The following is a 22,216-nucleotide window of genomic DNA, read 5'->3' as shown; positions in this document are numbered from 1 at the left end:
CCGGAGCGCAGAATGCCTTGCGCCATATTGGCCTGCTGAGCAAATTGCTCGCCCAGTTTGCGTGGTGAACAGACCGTCAGGGGTGTATGGGTGCTTTAGTGGTTTTTTTTCGAACGGGCCCCAGCACGCTGATGCTCTCGATCACCATTTTCCGGTTGGAGTCAAATTTGAAGCTTACCCACACCTCGCCAGTCGCCGTGGACCTGATGTAGAACCGATAAAGGCTTGGCTTTTCGACTGATATGTCGTTGAGCCGTCCTGTTCCTTCCGGATGAGCGGCGATGAGTGTTTCACCGGCTTGTTCGCCGCGCAGCCTGATGACCACTTCAACGTCGGCGGCCCCGGTCAGCGCTTTGCCCCAGTCTCTATTGACCGATGTCGAGAACCAGCGACTTTGTTTGTCGTAATTGTCGATATGTATCTGGCCTTCGCCGGTCCAGCCGAAGGTCTCTCCGGGTATTTCAAAGCGGCTGAACTCATTGATTGCACGAGGGGTGGCTGTTTTCTTCATGACGGGGCTCCAATGGACTATTCACAGAGCCAGAGTTCACAATCGCCGTGATCCAGGGAACTGTCACATCTACCAGTTCAGACGGGTGGGCGCTTGCTCAAGCCAGGCTCTGCTCAGTCAACGGGTGCGCCGCCCTGCGCGCGGGCTCATAACCTCAAAGCTCGCGAGCTGGCGGAGGCGGGGGGAGTAAAGATTTTCCACTCATGGTCATGGGGTCGACGTGGGTTGGGGAGCTTTTCCAAAATCCAATACCTGTCCTTCATGACTTCGAACTGTGTGACAGTACCGACGGGGGCCTTCACGGGAACGTTCAAGCGTTTGGATAACTCTTCAGCGAAACCTGTACTGCCGGATTTACTACTGATCATTCTGATTTGGGTAGCGCTGGTTTTTTCCAGCATGGGCGCGATCAGTCCAACGAACGCTTCGGGTGAATAAGACTGCGCATTTTTCAATTCGCTTTTGAAGGTCACTCCACCTTTGTCGCCATGCCCAATGATGTTTAATCGGATTTCATTACTGCCCGCTGGTCGATCCAGGAAGTACTCATACTGGCCGTCTTCAGAGGGGGTAAAGGCAATACTGTTTTTAATTTTTTCAGGCTCGGGTAGATCCTTGAAATCCTTGTACTCACCCAGGGCGTTGAGTTCTTTCGAGGGGCTTTGAATTTCGGCAGGGGCCGCACTTGTTCGTTTCTTGGACGAGCCGAAGCGCTTGGGCCGGTAATCGACTTCGATCTCCTCCCAAAGAGGTTTTTTAATAGTGCCCCAGTTAACATTTACTTTTTTGCCACTCTGTTTTTCCACGTGGGTAAATATATCAACGTCTTTCAGTTGTTTGTTTAACTCCATCTCTGCCAATTCGATAATGTCGGCTTTAGAAAATCTTGGGTACTTTGCCTTGTATTTTGCAAGGGCAGTTTTGTAGATATCCTCAGGGTCTATGCCCGTACCAGATGTGTAACTCACGTCCACTGGGCCTTCATAACCTTTGACCGGCACGCCAGTCAGCGCGTGCAGTTGTGATGCCAGTGAGTTATCACCGCCCTTGGCGGAGTAACAGACCAGCAAACGCACTTCCGGGTAATTCCTGATGTCAATGCCACGGGCGAAAAGCTCATTATTGATGTCTTCAGCCGTAAAGACTTTGTCATTCTCCCCGACAATCAGCGCTCCTTGCTCACCTTCAGGCTTGGCCGCGTGACCGATGATATTCAAGCGTTTAACTTCCTCACCTTTACGATTGTAAGTATCTACATTGGTCTGGATCTCACCGTCCACAGGTGTGATCTTTTCCAGCGGGCCTCCCATTCGAAAGCGTTGTGGCGGCGGGGTAAGGCGTGCATCGCCGTCGATCAATACGCTGGTGTTGGTTGCCGACCTGTTTGAGGTGACGGCTGAAGGCTCCGACAATGAGCGCTCCTTGAACTGGGCGAGCAACGTCGTCAGGTTGACCAGCAGGTCCGTCAGGGCCGCCTCTTTATTTTGCGCGTCATCATCGAGCAGGACGCCCAGGTCATTGATTATGCCCTGGGACTGCATCATCAAGCCGAGCATGGCACCGGGCCCGCGCAATACTGGCAGGACAGAATTGAGCAACAGGAAACCGCCTTCCTTGAGGCTCGCCCAGCGGCTTTGTGCGTCGGATGTCGATTGCTGTCCGGCCAAGGTGATCAAGCTGCGGGCGTTGGCTTCGTACAGGTGGTTTATCAATGTTCCCGCCTGCAGCGTCTGTTGCAGGCGGGTATCCATGGCCAAGGGAATAGTTTTGTTCATCGGGACAGAGCCCAGGTTTAAACCGAATATCACCAGGTTTGGATGTTTGAAACCGTTGCCACTGTAGGTGTTGCGGGTCTGTTCATCAGGCAACCAGGCGAGGATGTCGTTTTGCAGCTTGCCTTTGTTCTGTATGGCTTCCAGCAGCGCCTGGCGGGTTGGAAACTGCATCAACGACGCATCGCCCATCAGGGGGCGGTACAGGATGTGCGGGCCGTTCGTGCTGTCCTTGGGTTCGATCAGATAGGCGCCTTCGACCACATCGGTTTTCCCATTGGCCCGGTTATCGAACGCCAGCGGTCGGATCACGATTTCCTGGCCATCAACGATCCTGGGGCCAGGGCCTGGCTTGAATAGCTCCTGAACGTAGCGAAAACCCGTGGTGTTGAAACCGGACTCTGCCTTGATGCTCAGTTCCAGCGCCTTGAACTGCAGCTCCAGCGGTACCTGCTGAGCGAACAGTGCCTGGCGCCGGGCTTTTTCGGTTTGGTCCTCAAGCAGTTTTTTCCTCAGCAAGTCAGGGTAGGTTTTGCCGATATCAAGGTCGTCGACCAACTGCTTGAGTACGCCTTCTTTCTCTAGCTCCGGCACCCTGACTTTGAAGTCAGAGCCTTTATACTTGAGCCCTGTATTGTAAAAGACCTCAATCTGGCCGCTGGGTAATCCTGACAAGTTATTGAGGAGCATGTCTGTCAGGCTCATGGTCTGGCGGACGATTTCCCCGGCGGTACCCTGTGCCCCATAAGCGACTTTGAAGACCACCTCGAGTTTAGCCGCGGGGTGCGCCGTGAGTTTTTTGCTTCTGGGCAAAAAGTCGAATTGCTGCTGGGCGAACGTGTGGATGTCCTTGATATCGCTGTTGTAGCTGCGGCCTTCGTTCAGTTGGTTGAAACTGGCCAGTCCCAGGCTGAGTTCATGCATGATGAAACGCTCGGCCTCGCCTGCGTTGCTCATCCAGTCGGGCAGTGTGGGCGGCGCCTGCACCGAACTGTCCGGGCCACGTGGGGAGGCAGGGGAAATCAGACTGCTGCCGAGATGCCGATTGATGAGGACGTCGGCCTGGCCATCGAACAGATTGCCGGTCATCTCTTCCTTTGAACCGCCCAGGCTTTCGAGCTCATCCCAACTGTTGAAGGGAGTGATTTTGCCGTTGGGCTCCACCAGCAGCAGGATGTCGCGATTGGCTTGCGCCAGGTAGCGATGAACCACCATGTTCGGTGCGGAGTCGGCCAGGCTGTAGACGGTGGCGCCCGATGAGTTGGGGTCAAGTGGGGCGGGGCGCGTGGCGCCTTCGGGATGCCTCACGACCATGTCGATGGTCTTGCGCTGTTCATCATCCAGGCCGGATTGTTTAAGGCTGGCCAGTTGCAGGTTGCTTTTCAGAATGCGGCTGACCAACGTCCGGTGACTGCCGCTGAAAACGGCACCGGTATCAATGCCCGTGTTGAACGCAGGTTTGGCCCAGTACTCACGCAAATTTGCCTCATAGGCCTGGTTCAGTCGGTCCGGCAGCGCACCCATGACGCCGCTCAGAGCTGAAAAGTCGAGGACTAGCGGAGTGTCGGCAGCGGTGCCTGTGCGTGCCAGTCGATCGGGACGCGTGTCAAACGCCCTGGCGGAATCGAGGAAGTCTGGGGCGTCACCGCCAGTCAGGTAGTCGAAGGCAAGTGCCATCAATTGTGTGCGCTTGGGTTTGGAGGGATTGTCCGGATCGGGCGTTTCAATGGCAATCTGGTTGATGTCGAAATCCAGCCCTGGAGAGGCTTCCTTCAGCTTGTCGCTGAGCACTCGAGCGACCACCGAGTAAACGTTGGGCTCACCGGCAAACTGGCGACGGGCAATATCTGCGACGGGGTCAGTGGTGGCGCTCGAGGTTCCGATCGGTGTGGTGGCCGGTTCTGCGCTGCCGGGCGGCGCCGGCGGCTGCACGACGTCCGGGCGTTGTGCCTGGGGGAACTTGCCAGGCTCAAGCATGACCTGCAGCGCAAGGTTCTGTATGGCTTCATCCCGCATATGCCTGACGTGCTGAACGTCCTGTCGGTGGGGCCGCGCAGCATTGCCTTCAGGAGCAAGTAGCGATGGGAATGTCTTGATATCCTGCAACACCCGGATTTGCTCGAGTGCCTCGGCCTTCGTCGTCGGAACCCTCATGGCGTAAAAAGCACCGACGGCATGGGTGGTGGCGGTGTGTTCGCCGATATACAGAATCGGGACGTTGTTCGTAGAGAGTTTGCGCACAACCTCGAAGACGTTGACAGCGGCTTCCTCGAAGCCATCGTCGTATTTGGAAAAACTGCTGCGTTTGCCGTTAATGGTGCCATCCAGAAATCCGGAAGGCGTTAGTTTCAGGTTTGAAAGGTTGATGTTGTTATTCTTCGCAAACGTCGCGAACGGCTCGTTTTTGAGTGCGTGCGTCAGCTGTGACCAAAGCTGCCCGAATGTTGAGTGAGTTGGAATGTCATGGACTGTGCCGAAGGAAGACGGCATGTAACGGCTGGTAGCGTGTACATTGACCTCCTCCATCAGGGCGGTGGCGAGTTTATCTGCCATGTCCGCGTCAGCCTGACTCACCAACGGCTCGGCTGTGTTTCGGCCTTCCAGGGTCACTACACCGGCCGATGGGCTGCGTGGGGTCCGAATCAAGCTGGTTTGCGCGTCCACTGTTGCAGGGGATGGAGGCAAATTTCGGGGCGGGGTGGGTAAGGGCGAGTACGTTGCAATAATGCTCATGGGGGCCTCATGGGTACGATAAGAAAGCGCGTGGTCAGCAACTGACTTGTCACTTTTTGGTCATACACAGGGAGGCGTTCCGCCCCAGCTATTACGGGATGTGATCGGGACAGGCGTGAGAGCGTTCGCCAGATGGCCAGCTTGCGGTTTTTAACTGAAGTGCGAGGCGTCTACCGGCATCAGGTTCTGCTCCGTCAACCGCTGCATCGCCAACCGTCGGTAGTGGGAAGGGGTCATGCCCTTGAGTTGCTGAAAGCGTCGGTTGAAGTTGGAAATATTGTTGAAGCCTGACTCAAAGCACACATCCGTGACGGCCTTGTCACCGTCCGCGAGTAATTCACAGGACTTGCTGATGCGCAGCCGGTTGACGAATTCGATAAAGGTGCGACCGGTCGCCTGCTTGAACACCCGCGAGAAGTAGGTCGGCTTCATCCCCAGGTATTGCGCCACTTCTTCCAGCGGTAGCTCGCGGGCGTAATGTGCAAAGATGTAATCCACTGCCCGGTTGGTGCGGTCTATGCTGTGCTCGTCGGCCAATTGCGGCGTGGTTACGCCGGAGAGCAATTGGTAGTCCTCGCACACGCTCAACACGTCCAGCAAGATAAAAAACTGCCCCAGGCGCGCCATGCCCTTGGCGTCCTCGATGTGTTGCATCAAGGTCATGGCCTGGGTGATGGTTTTTTTGCAGCGAAATTCGATGCCGTACTGCGCGCGCTCCAGCAGCGGTGCGAGGTTCTTGAGTTCAGCAAAAATATGGCTGCCGCTCTCGAACAGGTCATCGGTGAAGTTCACCAGCATGTCACGCTTGGGCACCACTTCGTCTTCTTCCACCTGGCTGATCCAGTTATGGGGCAGGTTGGGGCCGGTGAGGAACAGGCTTTCGGGGTAGAAGTTGCCGATGTAGTCACCGATAAACACCTTGCCGGAGCTGGCGACGATCAGGTGCAGCTCGTATTCCTTGTGGAAGTGCCAGCGCACCAGCGGGCAGGGGAAGCCGTGTTGGCGATAGATGATGGACAGGCCGTTGTGGTCGTCCATCAACTCGTAGGAAGGGTCAGTAATGCGCGTTGCTCGGGTCATGCTGCCGTCGCTTTATTGTGATCGCTGCGTAGGATAATGCCCCGTCACGCACGTCCTCGCCAGCAGCAGTGTTTACAGGGTGCGGTTTTTCGCCTCGATCCACTGGGACATATATTGGGTACTTTTATGCGCGTGGTGGCGCAGCATGCTGCCGGTGAAGTTGTCCCTGCGATGGGCAGCGAGGTTGCGGCGACAGCGTTCCAGGCATTCCACCAAGGCGGCCCCGTGGATGTTCTGGTCATAGCGCCGGGCCAGCAGTTGGCGCCCGTGTTCCTGGGCGCGGGTCCAGCGCTCACGGTCCTGATAAAGGGCCACGGCAGCGGCAGCCAGGGCCGGGGCATCCTGTGCAATCACGCCTGGCCAGGGCTGGTCATCGCCCATGGCCTCGGCGCCGATTGGGGTCGTGACACTGGGCGTGCCGCACAGCATGGCGTCGACCAACTTGCCCTTGATGCCCGCGCCAAAGCGCAACGGTGCCAGGCAGATGCGCGCGGCGGTCATGACTTGCAGCGCATCTTCGGCCCAGTTCATTACATGGAAACCCTGGGCCTGATTGTGCAGGGCGGTGGCCTTGGGCGGGGTGTAGGCGCCGTAGATATGCAATTGGGCGCCTGGCAGTTGTTGGCGGATCAGTGGCCACAGGCGGTGCTTCATCCACAGCACCGCATCCCAATTGGGCGCGTGGCGGAAGTTACCGATGCTGAGGAAATGCGCACGGTCTTCAAAGGGCGCAAATGCGTCGGTGGGCGGTTGCAGCATCAAGGGGCACCAGTGGAGCAGGGCGGCAGGCACCTTGAACTGTTCGGTGAGCAGGCGGATTTCCACGTCGGAGATCATCAAGCTGATGTCACAGCGGTAAATGGCGGCGATTTCGCGTTTGGCCAGGTCGGTGTCGGCCATGCGTTGGAACTCGTCTTCCAGCGCCGGCGCGAACAGGGCGCTGAAGTCGTCGCTGTCGGGTTGGGCTTTCACCTGCTCTTTGAGCCGCTGGTGACGGGCGTCGCGCAGGCTTTGCAGGTCGGAGGTTTCCAGCACGCGCAGGGCGTCGGGGCAGCATTGTTCTACGCGCCAGCCGAATTGCTCCTCCATCATGAAACGGTCGAACAGCACGATATCCGGGGCCAGTTCGCGAATAAAGTCGTCGAAACTGCTGTTATTCAGTTCGATGGTGCGTTCGGCGATCCCGAGTGCCGGCAAGTCGGCCTTGTGCTCGCCAATGGTGGCCGGGCTGCTGAAGGTAATGTCCCAACCTTGCGTAAGAAAACTCTCAAGGATTTGCATCATATGCCCGCCCGCGGCCGAGGAGCGGGGCTCCGGCCAGACGTAACCAATGACCAGGACTTTGGTGACAGGCTGATTCATCGACGACGGTTTCCTTGAAGGGCGGGCGAAAAGCGCGCAATTAAACCACAACCTGACGACATGACAATTTGTGTCTGGCGGTAGGTAGCGTCGGCACTTTGTGGTTAACTTCCGCCTCTCGAATTTGTTTAACCAAAAACCAGCATAAGGATTCCGTTCATGGCTCAAGTCACCCTTAAAGGCAATCCGGTCCAGGTTGAAGGCGAACTGCCGAAAGTCGGCGCCAAAGCTGCAGACTTCACCCTGACCGCCGGCGACCTGTCCAACGCCACCCTGGCTACCTTTGCCGGCAAGCGCAAAGTGCTGAACATCTTCCCAAGCGTTGATACCCCAACCTGCGCCACTTCCGTGCGCAAGTTCAATGCCCAGGCCAACGATGTGGAAAACACCGTGGTGCTGTGCATCTCCACTGACCTGCCATTCGCCCAGGCGCGCTTCTGCGGCTCCGAAGGCCTGGAAAACGTGAAGAACCTGTCGGATTTTCGTGATTCGGACTTCGCCGTTGATTACGGTGTGGCCATTGCCGACGGCCCGCTCAAAGGCCTGACCGCTCGCGCTGTCGTGGTGCTGGATGAAAACGATAACGTGCTGCACAGCGAGTTGGTCAAGGAAATCGCTGAAGAGCCGAACTACGACGCCGCCCTGGCTGTGTTGAAGTAACTGTTTCTACGTATGACTGTCGTTTGGCAGTAACACGTATGATGCATGATTGCGGCCTGGCCTAGTCCAGGCCGTTTTTATTTGAGCGTCAGCGGTTTAGCGAAATAGCCGGTGGACTAAGATCAGAAGTTAAACGTTGTAAGCCCAAGGTAAATAGCCGGTAAAGGTGCTTTTCTTAAGGCCCCCCAGTGCTTATCTTTCAGCCTCCCAAAGTAGAAGCTCTCGCGCCCAATGGTTGATCACTCCATGCAATCCTCCCCCCGCAACTCCCGCCGCTGGCTGTTTGGCCTGCTCGTGCTGCTGGTTATCGCCGGCCTGTGCTGGAAATTCTGGCCCAGCGGCGCGGCCCATAAAGACGCTCCGGCCGGGCACACGGGTAAAACCGGCATGGCGCGCCCGGGCTTCGGCGGGTCCACTGGCCCAGTGCCGGTGCGCGTGGCCCCTGCAGTACTGGGTGAGTTCCCGGTGTACTACAAGGCGCTGGGTACGGTCACGGCGCTGAACACCATTAATGTGCGCAGCCGGGTGGGCGGCGAGCTGGTCAAGATCGCCTTCGAGGAAGGGCAAATGGTCAAGGCCGGCGACCTGCTGGCAGAAATCGACCCGCGCAGCTACCAGAACGCCTTGCTCCAGGCCCAGGGCACCTTGCTGCAGAACCAGGCCCAGTTGAAGAACGCCCAGGTCGATGTACAGCGTTATCGCGACCTGTACGCCCAGGACAGTATCGCCAAGCAAACCCTGGACACCGCCGAAGCGCTGGTCTTGCAATACCAGGGCACGGTCAAGACCAACCAGGGCGCGGTGGACGACGCCAAGCTCAACCTGGAATTCACCAAAATCCGCGCGCCCATCAGCGGCCGCGTCGGTTTGCGCCAGCTCGACGTCGGCAACCTCGTCGCCGCCAACGACACCACCGCCCTGGCGGTTATCACCCAGACCCAGCCAATCAGCGTGGCCTTCACCCTGCCGGAAAATACCCTGGAAACCGTGCTGGCTCGTTACCACGCCGGTAACAAGTTGCCCGTGGAAGCCTGGGACCGTGGCGACGTGAAAAAGCAGGCGGTCGGTGTACTGCAAAGCCTGGACAATCAGATTGACGTCACCACCGGCACCCTGAAGTTCAAGGCGCGTTTCGATAACAAGGACCAGGCGCTGTTCCCCAACCAGTTCGTCAATGTGCACCTGCTGGCCGATACCTTGAAGAACGTGGTGCTGGCGCCATCTGCGGCGATCCAGTTCGGCAACAATGGCACCTTTGTCTACAAGCTCGACGGCGACAAGAAGGTCAAGGTCCAGCCCTTGGTGGTAGGTGACACCGATGGCGAAAACACCGTGATCAAGGAAGGCCTGGTCGCTGGCGACCGCGTGGTGCTGGAAGGCACCGACCGCCTCAAGGACGGCAGCGAGATCGAAGTGGTCAACGCCAGCAGCGAGGTGCCGACCACGCCGACCGAGCACCTGCAAGGCAAGCCCGCAGCGAAAGGGGAGACCGGGGCTGACGCCGGCAAGGCGCAAAAGGTCGGTTCATGAACCTGTCGCGCCTGTTCATCCTTCGCCCGGTCGCCACCACGCTGAGCATGCTGGCCATTGTCTTGGCCGGCATCATTTCGTACCGCCTGCTGCCGGTGTCGGCGTTGCCCCAGGTGGATTACCCGACTATCCGGGTGATGACCCTGTACCCCGGCGCCAGCCCCGATGTGATGACCAGCGCGGTCACCGCACCGCTGGAGCGCCAGTTCGGGCAGATGCCCGGGCTGACCCAGATGGCCTCTACCAGCTCCGGCGGCGCCTCGGTGCTGACCCTGCGTTTCAACCTCGACATCAATATGGATGTGGCCGAGCAACAGGTGCAGGCCGCGATCAACGCCGCCACCAACCTGTTGCCCAAGGATCTGCCGGCGCCGCCGGTGTACAACAAGGTCAACCCGGCGGATACCCCGGTGCTGACCCTGGCAATCACCTCCAAGACCATGTTGCTGCCCAAGCTCAATGATTTGGTCGACACACGCATGGCGCAGAAAATCGCGCAGATCAGCGGTGTCGGCATGGTCAGCATCGCCGGTGGCCAGCGCCAGGCCGTGCGTATCAAGGTCAACCCCGAGGCCCTGGCGGCCAATGGCTTGAACCTCTCGGACGTACGCGCCCTGATCGCCGCCTCCAACGTCAACCAGCCCAAAGGTAACTTTGACGGCCCCACCCGCGTTTCGATGCTCGACGCCAACGACCAACTGGTCTCGCCCGAGCAATACGCCGAACTGATCCTGGCCTACAACAATGGCGCTCCGCTGCGGCTCAAGGATGTCGCGCAGATCGTCGACGGCGCCGAAAACGAGCGCCTTGCCGCCTGGGCCAACGAGAACCAGGCCGTGTTGCTCAATATCCAGCGCCAGCCGGGCGCCAACGTGATCGAGGTGGTAGACCGTATCAAGGCCCTGCTGCCGAGCATCACCGACAACCTGCCGGCCGGCCTGGACGTGACGGTGCTCACCGACCGCACCCAGACCATCCGCGCTTCGGTCAAAGACGTGCAACACGAGCTTCTGATCGCCATTGCTCTGGTGGTCATGGTGACGTTCCTGTTCCTGCGCCGGGTCAGCGCCACGATCATTCCGTCCATCGCCGTGCCGCTGTCCCTGGTGGGCACCTTTGGTGTGATGTACCTGGCCGGATTCTCCATCAATAACCTGACGCTGATGGCCCTGACCATCGCCACCGGGTTTGTGGTGGACGACGCCATCGTGATGCTGGAGAACATTTCGCGCTATATCGAGGAAGGCGAGACGCCGATGGCGGCCGCGCTCAAGGGCGCCAAGCAGATCGGTTTCACCCTGGTGTCCCTCACGCTGTCGTTGATCGCGGTATTGATCCCGTTGCTGTTCATGGCCGACGTGGTCGGGCGGCTGTTCCGTGAGTTTGCCATCACCCTGGCAGTGGCGATCCTGATTTCCCTGGTAGTGTCCCTGACCCTCACGCCCATGATGTGTGCGCGCCTGCTCAAGCGCGAACCCAAAGAAGAAGAGCAGGGCCGCTTCTACAAAGCCAGCGGCGCCTGGATTGATTGGCTGATCGAAGCCTACGGCCGCAAGTTGCAGTGGGTGCTCAAGCACCAGCCGCTGACGTTGCTGGTGGCGATCGCCACCCTGGGGCTTACGGTGGTGCTGTACCTGGTGGTGCCCAAGGGTTTTTTTCCGGTGCAGGACACCGGGGTGATCCAGGGTATTTCCGAGGCGCCGCAGTCGATTTCCTTTGCGGCCATGAGCCAGCGCCAGCAGGAACTGGCGAAGATCATTCTCGCCGACCCTGCGGTCGAGAGCCTGTCGTCCTACATTGGCGTGGATGGCGATAACGCCACCCTCAACAGCGGCCGCTTGCTCATCAACCTCAAGGCTCACGGCCAGCGCGACTTGAGCGCAGCCGAGGTCATCACCCGCCTGCAACCGCAGATTGACAAGCTGGTGGGTATCCGCCTGTTCATGCAACCGGTGCAGGACCTCACCATCGAGGACAGGGTCAGCCGTACCCAGTACCAGTTCAGCATGTCCTCCCCGGACGCCGAGTTGTTGGCGTTATGGAGCGGCAAGCTGGTACACGCCCTCAGCCAGTTGCCGGAACTCACCGACGTGGCCAGTGACCTGCAGGACAAAGGCTTGCAGGTGTACCTGGTGATCGACCGCGACGCGGCCTCGCGCCTGGGCGTAAGTGTCTCGACCATCACCGATGCGCTGTATGACGCCTTCGGCCAGCGCCAGATCTCCACCATCTACACCCAGGCCAGCCAGTATCGAGTGGTGTTGCAGGCCCAGTCCGGCGAAACCCTCGGCCCGGCGGCCCTCAACCAGATCCATGTGAAAACCACTGACGGTGGTCAGGTACGGCTGTCGAGCCTGGCCCATGTGGAACAGCGCCAGGCGCAATTGGCAATTGCCCATATCGGCCAGTTCCCGGCGGTGATGATGTCGTTCAACCTGGCGCCCGGCGTAGCGTTGGGCAAAGGCGTGGAACTGATCAACCAGACCCAGAAGGACATCGGCATGCCGGTGGGCGTGCAAACCCAGTTCCAGGGCGCGGCCCAGGCGTTCGAAGCCTCGTTGTCGAGCACCTTGCTGTTGATCCTGGCGGCGGTGGTCACCATGTACATCGTGCTCGGTGTGCTCTATGAGAGCTACATCCACCCGATCACTATCCTATCGACCTTGCCGTCGGCGGCGGTGGGGGCCTTGCTGGCGTTGCTGCTCAGTGGCAATGACCTGGGCATGATCGCGATCATCGGCATCATCCTGCTGATCGGTATCGTGAAAAAGAACGCGATCATGATGATCGACTTCGCCCTCGACGCCGAACGCAACCAGGGCCTGGACCCGCAGACCGCGATCTACCAGGCCGCGCTGTTGCGCTTCCGGCCAATCCTGATGACCACCCTGGCTGCCTTGTTCGGCGCGGTGCCTTTGATGCTAGCGAGCGGCTCCGGCGCCGAACTGCGCCAGCCCCTGGGCCTGGTGATGGTCGGCGGGTTGCTGGTGAGCCAGGTGTTGACGCTGTTCACCACGCCGGTGATCTACCTGTACTTCGATCGTCTTGGCCGGCGCTGGCGCAAAGAGCCACAACGCCTGGAGCCGGTTGAGCCATGAACCTGTCCGGACCTTTCATCCGCCGGCCGGTCGCGACCATGCTGCTGAGCCTGGCGATCATGTTGCTCGGTGGCGTCAGCTTCAATTTGTTGCCGGTGTCGCCATTGCCGCAGATCGACTTTCCGGTGATCGTGGTGTCGGCCAGCTTGCCCGGCGCCAGCCCCGAGGTGATGGCGTCTACGGTGGCCACGCCGCTGGAGCGTTCATTCGGCGCGATTGCCGGTATCACCACCATGAGCAGCTCGTCGAGCCAGGGCTCTACCCGGGTGATTCTGGCGTTCGATTCCGACCGCGATATCAACGGGGCGGCGCGGGAAGTGCAGGCGGCCATCAACGCGTCGCGCAACCTGCTGCCCAGTGGCATGCGCAGCATGCCCACCTACAAGAAGATCAACCCGTCCCAGGCGCCGATCATGGTGCTGTCGCTGACCTCCGACGTGTTGCAGAAGGGTCAGTTGTACGACCTGGCCTCGACCATTCTGTCCCAGAGCCTGTCCCAGGTGCCGGGTGTGGGCGAAGTGCAGATCGGCGGCAGTTCGCTGCCGGCGGTGCGCATCGAACTGGAACCCAAGGCCCTCGATCAGTACGGCGTCGCCCTGGACGATGTGCGCAACACCATCGCCAATGCCAACCAGCGCCGGCCCAAAGGCTCACTGGAAGACAGCGAGCGCAACTGGCAGATCCAGGCCAACGACCAGTTGGAGAAAGCCAAGGACTATGAGCCCCTGCTGATTCGCTACCAGGACGGCGCCGCCCTGCGCCTCAAGGACGTGGCGAAGATCACTGATGGCGTGGAAGACCGCTACAATAGCGGCTTCTTCAACAATGATTCGGCGGTGTTGCTGGTGATCAACCGCCAGTCCGGCGCCAACATCATCGAAACCGTGCGGCAGATCAAGGCCCAGTTGCCGGCGTTGCAGGCGGTGTTGCCGTCCAGCGTCAAGCTCAGCCTGGCCATGGACCGCTCGCCAGTGATCACTGCCACCCTGCATGAGGCGGAAATGACCCTGCTGATTGCCGTGGGGCTGGTGATTCTGGTGGTGTACCTGTTCTTGGGTAACTTCCGTGCTTCGCTGATCCCGACCCTGGCGGTGCCGGTGTCGCTGGTGGGCACCTTTGCGGTGATGTACCTGTATGGCTTTTCGCTGAATAACTTTTCGCTGATGGCGCTGATCCTCGCCACCGGTTTGGTCGTGGACGATGCCATCGTGGTGCTGGAGAACATTTCCCGGCACATCGACGAGGGCGTGCCACCGATGAAAGCCGCCTACCTGGGCGCCCAGGAAGTGGGCTTTACCTTGCTGTCGATGAACGTGTCGCTGGTGGCGGTGTTCCTGTCCATCCTGTTCATGGGCGGCATTGTTACCAACCTGTTCCGCGAGTTTTCCATCACCTTGTCGGCGGCGATCATCGTCTCGCTGATTGTCTCGCTGACCTTGACACCCATGCTGTGTGCTCGCTGGTTGAAGCCGCATGTGAAGGACCGGCAGACCGGTTTGCAGCGCTGGAGCCAGAAGATCAACGAGCGCATGGTCGCCGGCTACGCCACCAGCCTGGATTGGGTGCTGCGCCATCGGCGCCTGACCTTGCTCAGCCTGTTCGTCACCGTGGGCGTGAATATCGCGCTGTACGTGGTGGTGCCCAAAACCTTCATGCCCCAGCAGGACACCGGCCAGTTGATCGGCTTTGTGCGCGGTGACGATGGCCTGTCGTTCAGCGTCATGCAGCCGAAGATGGAGATCTTTCGCCAGGCGGTGCTCAAGGACCCGGCGGTGCTCAGTGTGGCCGGCTTTATCGGTGGCAACCAAGGCACTAACAACGCAGTGATGCTGGTGCGCCTCAAGCCGCTTGGCGAACGCAAGATCTCCGCCCAGGCGGTGATCGAGCGCCTGCGCAAGGAGGTGCCGCTGGTGCCGGGCGGGCGCTTGTTCCTCATGGCCGACCAGGACCTGCAGTTCGGGGGCGGCCGCGACCAGACCAGCGCGCAATATTCCTACATCCTGCAAAGCGGCGACCTGGCCGCGTTGCGCCTGTGGTACCCGAAAGTGGTGGCGGCGATGCGTGAGTTGCCGGAGCTGACCGCCATCGACGCCCGCGAAGGCCGCGGTGCGGCCCAAGTGACGTTGATTGTCGACCGCGACCAGGCCAAGCGCCTGGGCATCGACATGGACATGGTCACGGCGGTGCTCAACAACGCCTACAGCCAACGGCAGATTTCCACCATTTACGACAGCCTCAACCAGTACCAGGTGGTGATGGAGGTCAACCCAAAATACGCCCAAGACCCGATCACCCTCAACCAGGTGCAGGTGATCACGGCCGACGGCGCACGGGTGCCGTTGTCGACCATTGCCCACTATGAGAACAGCCTGGCCGACGACCGCGTCAGCCATGAAGGCCAGTTCGCTTCGGAGAATATCGCCTTCGACATGGCGCCCGGGGTCACGGTGGAGCAGGGCACGGCGGCTATCGAGCGTGCGATTGCCAAAGTCGGGTTGCCCGAGGATGTGATCGCCAAGATGGCCGGCACTGCCGATGCGTTCGCCGCGACCCAGAAAGGCCAGCCGTTCATGATTCTCGGCGCGCTGGTGGCGGTGTACCTGGTGCTGGGTATCTTGTATGAAAGCTACATCCACCCGCTGACCATCCTGTCTACGCTGCCGTCGGCCGGTGTCGGTGCGTTGTTGGCGATCTACCTGCTCGGGGGCGAGTTCAGCCTGATCTCGCTGCTGGGTTTGTTCCTGTTGATCGGCGTGGTGAAGAAGAACGCGATCCTGATGATCGACCTGGCGCTGCAATTGGAGCGCAACGATGGCATGAGCCCGCTGGAGTCGATCCGCAGCGCCTGCCTGTTGCGCCTGCGGCCGATCCTGATGACCACCCTGGCCGCGATCCTCGGTGCCTTGCCGTTGCTGCTCGGCAGTGGTGATGGTGCAGAAATGCGCCACCCGTTGGGCCTGACCATTATTGGCGGCCTGGTGTTCAGCCAGGTCCTGACCCTTTACACCACCCCGGTGGTTTACCTTTACCTGGACCGCGCGCGCCATCGCTTCAACGCCTGGCGCGGCGTGCGTACCGATGCTGCCCTGGACACTGCGCTATGACCGACTCAACCCAATCCCTCGTAGCTGCGGGCCTGCTGTGGCGAGGGAGCTTGCTCGCGCTGGGCTGCGAAGCGGCCCCCAAAAAGCCTGGGAGTGCTTCGCCCTCCAGCGGGAGCAAGCTCCCTCGCCACAATAAAGCTGCCGGAAATGGCATGAAGTTATTGGCCGTGATGATGTGTGGTGTGTTGCTCAGCGCCTGCGCCATCGGCCCTGACTACAAACGCCCGGACGTCATCGAGCCGGTGCAGTTCAAGGAGGCCCAAGGCTGGCGCCAGGCTAACCCGAGCGACTCCCTGGCGCGTGGCGCCTGGTGGGAGCTGTACGGTGACCGACAACTCAATGACCTGGTGGTGCGCCTTAACACGTCCAACCAGACCGTCGCCCAGGCCGAGGCGCGTTTTCGCCAGGCACAGGCGCTGGTACGCAGCTCACGGGGGGCCTTTTACCCCAGCGTTGACCTGAGCGTCGGCAAGACCCGCGCCAGCCAGGGCACCGGCAGCAGCAGTGCCAGCCTCAGCAGTTCCAGCAGCGGTATCCGAGACACCCTCAACGCCCAGTTGGGCGTGAGTTGGGAAGCCGATATCTGGGGCAAGTTGCGCCGAGGCCTGGAGGCCAACGAAGCCAGCGCCGAGGCGAGCTCGGCCGACTTGGCCGCGATGCGCCTGAGCCAACAGTCCGAACTGGTGCAAAGCTACCTGCAACTGCGGGTCATGGACGAGCAGACGCGTTTGCTGCAAGCCACGCTGGACACGTACCAGCGCTCATTGAAAATGACCGAAAACCAATACCGTGCCGGTGTGGCTGGCAAGGATGCCATCGCCCAGGCGCAAACCCAGCTCAAGACCACTCAGGCCAGCCTGATTGATCTGATCTGGCAGCGTGCCCAATTGGAAAACGCCATCGCCGTACTGATCGGTGAAGCGCCAGCCAACTTCAACCTGGCGGTGAGCAAAGACATCCCGGCCCTGCCGCAGATACCGGTGAGCCTGCCGTCCCAGTTGCTGGAGCGTCGCCCCGATATCGCCTCGGCCGAGCGCTCGGTCATCGCCGCCAACGCCAATATTGGCGTGGCCAAGGCTGCCTATTACCCCGACCTGACCTTGAGCTTGGCGGGGGGCTACTCCAGCAGCACCTATGAAGATTGGATCAGCCTGCCAAACCGCTTCTGGTCGGTAGGGCCGAAACTGGCGATGACCCTGTTCGATGGCGGCCAGCGCTCGGCGGAAGTCGACCGCACCGTGGCCAGCTATGACGAGACCGTGGCCAAATACCGCCAGACCGTACTGGACGGTTTCCGTGAGGTGGAAAACTACATGGTCCAGCTCAAGGTGCTCGCCGATGAGGCGGTGGTCAGCAATGAAGCACTGGAAGCCGCGCGTGAATCCTTGCGCTTGACCGAAAACCAGTACAAGGCCGGGTTGATTGCCTATCTGGATGTGGTCACGGTGCAGGCGACGGCATTGAGCAACGAGCGCACGGTATTGACCTTGCTGCAGTCGCGGCTGGTGGCCAGTGTGCAGTTGATCGCAGCATTGGGCGGAGGCTGGGATGGCCAGACCTCCCTGGCCGAAAAGGAGTAACCGGATACGCCGCGCATCCTGTGGGAGCAAGATCAAATGTGTGGGCTTGCCCCAATGCCAGTCAGTCAAGCACAGCACCCTGTGGGGAGCTGGCTTGCCTGCGAAAGCGTTAGTGCAGTAGCAGATGCGGTGACTGACACACCGCCTTCGCGGGCAAGCCCGCTCCCACAGGAAATCTGCGCAAGCCCCGCACATTTTGATGTCCATGATGTGGTTGAAAACAGCCAGATAAAGCCAGCCGATTGACGCCAGAAATTGCGTGATGGCCAATGGATTAATTAATCACCTGTCCTGTATTCATACTCGCTACAATCGCCCGATTTGCCACCCGGCACGGGCTTTTGCGCCGGTCGCCTGCGAGACGTCCCATGCTGATCGGTAGCTATTCAACCTCCCTTGTCGTGATTTCCCTGTGCGTGGCCATCCTGGCGTCCTACACCGCCTTGGACCTGGCCGGGCGTATCGCGACCGCCAAGGGGCGTGCCGTTTACCTATGGATCACGGGTGGCGCAGTGGCGATGGGCGTCGGCATCTGGTCCATGCACTTTATCGGGATGTTGGCCCTGCGCCTGCCGTTTGCTCTCGGGTTTGACGTGGGCATTACCCTGTTCTCGCTGTTGATCGCGGTGCTTTCCAGTGGCTTCGCGTTATGGCTGGTCAGCCAGCCACGCTTGCCGGCCTGGCAACTGGCATTTGGCGCGCTGGTGATGGGGGCCGGTATCGCCAGCATGCATTACACCGGCATGGCCGCGATGCGCATGACGCCGGGCATCGACTACGACCCGGCCTTGTTCGGCGCTTCGTTGTTGATCGCGGTGGTGGCTTCCGGCGCCGCGCTGTGGATCGCCTTCAACCTGCGGCGCAACACACCTTATGTGCGTCTGGCTCGGGGCGGCGCAGCCGTGGTGATGGGCGTGGCCATCGTTGGGATGCACTACACCGGGATGGCTGCGGCGCGCTTTGCCGATGACAGCTTCTGCGGTGCCGCACTGACGGGCCTGAGCGGCAAGGGCCTGGATAACCTGGTCTTGGTCACTTCGCTGGCGGTATTGGTCATTGCGCTGTTGACGTCGGTGCTGGATGCGCGCCTGGAAGCGCGCACCGCCGTACTCGCCGATTCCCTGACCCTGGCCAACCAGGAACTCACCCACCTGGCCCTGCATGACATGCTCACCGGCCTGCCCAATCGCACCTTGCTGGCAGATCGCATACAACAAGGCATCCAGGCGGTGCACGAGCGGGGCGGTTGCTTTGCCTTGATGTTTATCGACCTGGATGGTTTCAAACCGGTCAACGATGCCTTTGGTCATCACCTGGGCGACCAGTTGCTGCGCGAAGTTGGCTTGCGCCTGCGCGAGGACTTGCGCAGCCAGGATACCTTGGCCCGCATCGGCGGCGATGAGTTCGTGTTGCTGGTGCAACTCACCCAGCCCGATGATGCGATGGGCTTGGCCGAGCGCCAGGTGGGCCTGATCAACCGCACGTTCACGGTGGCCGAGCATGAGTTGCAGATCTCGGCCAGCATCGGCATCGCCATGTTCCCGGGCAACGGTAGCAACCCCCAGGAACTGCTGATGAACGCCGACGCGGCGATGTATCACGCCAAGGGCATGGGCAAGAATGGCTACAGCTTCTTCGATGTGTCGATGAACACCAATGCGCGCAAACAACTGCAATTGCTGCAGGACCTGCGCATTGCCCTTGAGCAGGGGCAATTTCGTTTGCATTACCAACCCAAGTTCGACGCCGTCAGTGGTCTTGCCGTGGGGGCCGAGGCGCTGTTGCGCTGGGAGCATCCGCATCAGGGCTTGCTGATGCCCGCTACGTTTATTGCACTGGCGGAGAAAACCGGGCTGATCATTCCCATCGGCGAATGGGTGCTCGATGAAGCTTGTCGCCAGATGAGTCAGTGGTACGCACAGGGTTATGAGCACTGGCGCATTGCCGTGAACCTCTCGGCGTTGCAGTTCTGCCACGCCGGGTTGGTCAACAGCGTAGCGGCTGCACTGGAACGGTACCAATTGCCGGCCAACAGCCTCACGCTGGAAATCACCGAGACCACCGCCATGAGCGATGCCGATGCGAGCATGACGGTATTGCAGCAACTGTCGGACATGGGGGTTGACCTGTCCATCGATGACTTTGGCACCGGTTACTCCAGCCTGATGTACCTCAAGCGCCTGCCGGCCAACGAGCTGAAGATCGATCGCGGTTTTGTGCGTGACCTGGAACACGACAGCGATGACGCGGCCATCGTCTCGGCCATCGTGGCCCTCGGCCAGGCCCTGGGCCTGCGGATCGTCGCCGAGGGGGTGGAAACCGATGTGCAGCAGCACTTCCTCACCCGCCTGGGGTGTGACTCCTTGCAAGGCTACTTATTGGGGCATCCATTGCCGGCCGATAGCTTCATGGCGAATATCCGGGGCGCCGAACAGCCGGCGCCTGACAAAAGCAGTCAGTGACGGGTATTCTTGGATCCAACCCTAAACATCCGGTTGAATCGGGAGGCCGCAGCCATGGACAAAGTCGTCATCATCACGGGGGGCAGTCGTGGCATTGGCGCCCAAACGGCATTGCTCGCCGCTCGCCAAGGCTATCGCATCTGCATCAACTACCAGTCTGATGAAGACGCTGCCCTGCGTGTACTGGATCAGGTTCGCGCGCTGGGTGCCCAGGCGATTGCCGTGCGGGCCGATGTCAGCAGCGAGGATGAAGTGATCGCTCTGTTCAATCGCGTTGATACGGAACTGGGCCGGGTCACCGCGCTGGTGAATAACGCCGGCACCGTGGGGCATAAGTCGCGGGTCGATGAGATGTCCGAGTTTCGTATCCTCAAAATCCTCAAGACCAATGTGCTGGGCCCGATCCTGTGTGCCAAACACGCGGTATTGCGCATGTCGCCCCGGCATGGAGGGCAGGGAGGCAGTATCGTCAACGTGTCGTCGGTGGCGGCGCGGCTGGGCTCGCCGGGAGAGTATGTCGACTACGCGGCCTCCAAGGGGGCGCTGGACACCTTTACCCTGGGGCTGTCCAAGGAGGTGGCGGGCGAGGGCATTCGCGTCAACGCCGTGCGCCCTGGCTATATCTTTACCGATTTCCATGCCCTGAGCGGCGACCCGGACCGGGTCAGCAAGCTGGAATCCGGTATCCCGATGGCGCGTGGCGGGCGCCCGGATGAAGTGGCAGAGGCGATTATCTGGTTACTGTCGGACAAGGCATCGTATTCCACCGGAACGTTTATCGACTTGGGCGGCGGCCGTTAAAACGAGCGCACGATCCGCCCTAGTGTCTCCATGGCCTTTTCCGACGCCTCGTTCCAAGGGCTTCCGTAATTCAGGCGAATGCAGTTTCTGAACCGCTGAGTGGCGGAAAAGATCGGCCCCGGCGCAATGCTGATGCCCTGGGCCAGAGCCATCTGGAACAATTTCAGCGAGTCGGTCTGCTCCGGCAGTTCCAACCACAGAAAATAGCCTCCCGCCGGCTGGCTGACCCGTGTTTGCGCCGGAAAATAACGAGCGATGGCCGCCAGCATGGCGCTTTGCTGTTCTTCCAGGGCGTAGCGCAGTTTGCGCAGGTGCCGGTCATAGCCGCCGTGTTGCAGGTAGTCGGCAATCGCCGCCTGGGCCGGCATTGACGGGCACAGTGAGGTCATCAGTTTCAGCCGCTCGACCTTCTGTGCGAAGCGCCCGGCGGCGACCCAGCCCACGCGGTAACCCGGTGCCAGGCTCTTGGCAAAGGAGCCACAGTGCATCACCAGCCCTTCGGTGTCGAAGGCCTTGGCCGGTTTCGGGGCCTGTTGCCCGTAATACAATTCGGCGTAGACGTCATCTTCGATCAGAGGCACTTGATGGCTGCGCAGCAGTTCCACCAGCGCCTGTTTTTTCTCTTCAGGCAACGTGGCGCCCATGGGGTTCTGGAAGCTGGTCATGGTCCAGCAGGCCTTGATCGGATAGCGCTCAAGGCTTTGGGCCAGGGCGTTCAGGTCAATACCGTCGCGCGGGTGCACCGGGATCTCCACAGCCTTGAGCTTCAGGCGTTCAAGCACTTGCAAGCAGGCGTAGAACGCCGGCGCTTCGATGGCCACCAGGTCGCCCGGTTCGGTCACGGCCTGCAGGCACAGGTTGAGTGCTTCGAGGGCGCCGTTGGTGATCAGCAACTCCTCCATCGGCAGCATCAGGCCGCCGACCATATAGCGCAGGGCAATCTGGCGGCGCAGTTGTGGGTTGCCTGGCGACATGTCGGTGACCACCAGGCGGGGGTCCATGTCGCGGCTGGCACTGGCCAGGGAGCGGGCCAGGCGCGGCAGCGGGAACAGCATGGGGCTGGGGAAGGCCGAGCCGAAGGGCACGGTGTTGGGGTCTTTGATCGAGTCCAGTACCGAGAACACCAGCTCACTGACACCCACATCGGTGGACTCATGCACCTGCTCACTCACCACCGGCTCGGAAAACGGGCTCGGCGCGTGGGTGTTGACGAAGTAGCCAGAACGCGGGCGCGCCCTGATCAGGCCACGACGCTCCAGCAAGTAATAGGCCTGGAATACCGTGGACGGGCTGACGCCGTAGGCCTGGCTGGCATAGCGTACCGATGGTACGCGCTGGCCGGGGCCGAGGACGCCGGAGCGGATCAGTTCTGCGATGTCGTCGGCAAATTTTTCGTAGCGTTTCATGGCGGCCTGATTAGCTTTTTGAATGTGTATGCAGGGCGAACTGTAGGAGCGAGCTTGCTCGCGAAAAACGTCAACGATAACGTGTGTTTCCTGAATGAACGCGGCGACGGTGAGTTT

Annotated in this window: 12 protein-coding genes; 7 read left to right on the top strand and 5 right to left on the bottom strand. The window is 60.2% G+C overall.

What is annotated here, in order from left to right:
* Positions 1–76 precede the first annotated feature (76 nt).
* The 4 genes from AC1RAC_RS04065 to AC1RAC_RS04050 all read right to left on the bottom strand — a co-directional run bounded on the left by AC1RAC_RS04065 (position 77) and on the right by AC1RAC_RS04050 (position 7,458).
* The gene (locus AC1RAC_RS04065) at positions 77–511 is read right to left on the bottom strand and encodes a hypothetical protein (RefSeq protein WP_034127648.1); all 435 of its coding nucleotides are present in this window, start codon (positions 509–511) and stop codon (positions 77–79) included.
* A 146-nt stretch (positions 512–657) separates the two neighbouring features.
* Positions 658–4,836, bottom strand: a complete 4,179-nt coding sequence (locus AC1RAC_RS04060; protein ID WP_492616279.1) for a dermonecrotic toxin domain-containing protein — start codon at positions 4,834–4,836, stop codon at positions 658–660.
* A gap of 330 nt (positions 4,837–5,166) precedes the next feature.
* Positions 5,167–6,096, bottom strand: a complete 930-nt coding sequence (locus tag AC1RAC_RS04055) for an AraC family transcriptional regulator (RefSeq protein ID WP_054921441.1) — start codon at positions 6,094–6,096, stop codon at positions 5,167–5,169.
* A 72-nt stretch (positions 6,097–6,168) separates the two neighbouring features.
* Positions 6,169–7,458: a glycosyltransferase gene (locus tag AC1RAC_RS04050; RefSeq protein ID WP_072447861.1), complete on the bottom strand. Its 1,290-nt coding sequence runs from the start codon at positions 7,456–7,458 to the stop codon at positions 6,169–6,171.
* Positions 7,459–7,617: 159 nt separating this feature from the next.
* Here AC1RAC_RS04050 and tpx point away from each other — a divergent pair, with 159 nt between their 5' ends.
* The 7 genes from tpx to AC1RAC_RS04015 all read left to right on the top strand — a co-directional run bounded on the left by tpx (position 7,618) and on the right by AC1RAC_RS04015 (position 20,693).
* Positions 7,618–8,118 carry a thiol peroxidase gene (gene tpx / locus AC1RAC_RS04045; protein ID WP_043051500.1) on the top strand — a complete coding sequence of 167 codons (501 nt, stop codon included), beginning with the start codon at positions 7,618–7,620 and terminating at the stop codon, positions 8,116–8,118.
* Positions 8,119–8,349: 231 nt separating this feature from the next.
* Complete coding sequence (locus AC1RAC_RS04040) at positions 8,350–9,648, top strand: MdtA/MuxA family multidrug efflux RND transporter periplasmic adaptor subunit (protein WP_054921437.1); 1,299 nt, start codon at positions 8,350–8,352, stop codon at positions 9,646–9,648.
* Positions 9,645–12,746, top strand: a complete 3,102-nt coding sequence (locus AC1RAC_RS04035; RefSeq protein ID WP_014718694.1) for an MdtB/MuxB family multidrug efflux RND transporter permease subunit — start codon at positions 9,645–9,647, stop codon at positions 12,744–12,746. Before AC1RAC_RS04040 ends, AC1RAC_RS04035 begins: the two co-directional genes overlap by 4 nt.
* Entirely contained in the window at positions 12,743–15,850 is a 3,108-nt protein-coding gene (locus AC1RAC_RS04030; protein WP_054897446.1) for an efflux RND transporter permease subunit, read from the top strand. Before AC1RAC_RS04035 ends, AC1RAC_RS04030 begins: the two co-directional genes overlap by 4 nt.
* A gap of 152 nt (positions 15,851–16,002) precedes the next feature.
* Positions 16,003–17,430, top strand: coding sequence for an efflux transporter outer membrane subunit (locus AC1RAC_RS04025; RefSeq protein WP_057977224.1), 1,428 nt, complete (start codon positions 16,003–16,005; stop codon positions 17,428–17,430).
* Positions 17,431–17,798: 368 nt separating this feature from the next.
* Positions 17,799–19,892, top strand: coding sequence for a putative bifunctional diguanylate cyclase/phosphodiesterase (locus AC1RAC_RS04020; RefSeq protein ID WP_072447866.1), 2,094 nt, complete (start codon positions 17,799–17,801; stop codon positions 19,890–19,892).
* 54 nt (positions 19,893–19,946) lie between these two features.
* A complete protein-coding gene (locus tag AC1RAC_RS04015) occupies positions 19,947–20,693 on the top strand; it encodes an SDR family oxidoreductase (RefSeq protein WP_034127640.1) in 747 nt (248 codons plus the stop codon).
* On the opposite strand, the gene mapR is transcribed toward AC1RAC_RS04015, so the two are convergent.
* Entirely contained in the window at positions 20,690–22,099 is a 1,410-nt protein-coding gene (mapR, locus tag AC1RAC_RS04010) for a GntR family transcriptional regulator MpaR (RefSeq protein ID WP_054898710.1), read from the bottom strand. The genes AC1RAC_RS04015 and mapR overlap by 4 nt on opposite strands.
* Positions 22,100–22,216: the final 117 nt, after the last annotated feature.

The sequence above is a fragment of the Pseudomonas sp. GW823-FHT02F05 genome (assembly GCF_058797315.1).
Note: the sequence above shows the minus strand (reverse complement) of the source record. Positions and strands in the feature narration are given on the sequence as shown.

Excerpts from the sequence above, each read along its gene's own strand:
- tpx (WP_043051500.1), top strand. The coding sequence starts at position 7,618 with ATGGCTCAAGTCACCCTTAAAGGCAATCCGGTCCAGGTTGAAGGCGAA.
- AC1RAC_RS04060 (WP_492616279.1), bottom strand. The coding sequence starts at position 4,836 with ATGGCAGATAAACTCGCCACCGCCCTGATGGAGGAGGTCAATGTACAC.
- AC1RAC_RS04025 (WP_057977224.1), top strand. The coding sequence starts at position 16,003 with ATGAAGTTATTGGCCGTGATGATGTGTGGTGTGTTGCTCAGCGCCTGC.
- AC1RAC_RS04030 (WP_054897446.1), top strand. The coding sequence starts at position 12,743 with ATGAACCTGTCCGGACCTTTCATCCGCCGGCCGGTCGCGACCATGCTG.
- AC1RAC_RS04065 (WP_034127648.1), bottom strand. The coding sequence starts at position 511 with ATGAAGAAAACAGCCACCCCTCGTGCAATCAATGAGTTCAGCCGCTTT.
- AC1RAC_RS04040 (WP_054921437.1), top strand. The coding sequence starts at position 8,350 with ATGGTTGATCACTCCATGCAATCCTCCCCCCGCAACTCCCGCCGCTGG.
- mapR (WP_054898710.1), bottom strand. The coding sequence starts at position 22,099 with ATGAAACGCTACGAAAAATTTGCCGACGACATCGCAGAACTGATCCGC.
- AC1RAC_RS04020 (WP_072447866.1), top strand. The coding sequence starts at position 17,799 with ATGCTGATCGGTAGCTATTCAACCTCCCTTGTCGTGATTTCCCTGTGC.
- AC1RAC_RS04055 (WP_054921441.1), bottom strand. The coding sequence starts at position 6,096 with ATGACCCGAGCAACGCGCATTACTGACCCTTCCTACGAGTTGATGGAC.
- AC1RAC_RS04015 (WP_034127640.1), top strand. The coding sequence starts at position 19,947 with ATGGACAAAGTCGTCATCATCACGGGGGGCAGTCGTGGCATTGGCGCC.
- AC1RAC_RS04035 (WP_014718694.1), top strand. The coding sequence starts at position 9,645 with ATGAACCTGTCGCGCCTGTTCATCCTTCGCCCGGTCGCCACCACGCTG.
- AC1RAC_RS04050 (WP_072447861.1), bottom strand. The coding sequence starts at position 7,458 with ATGAATCAGCCTGTCACCAAAGTCCTGGTCATTGGTTACGTCTGGCCG.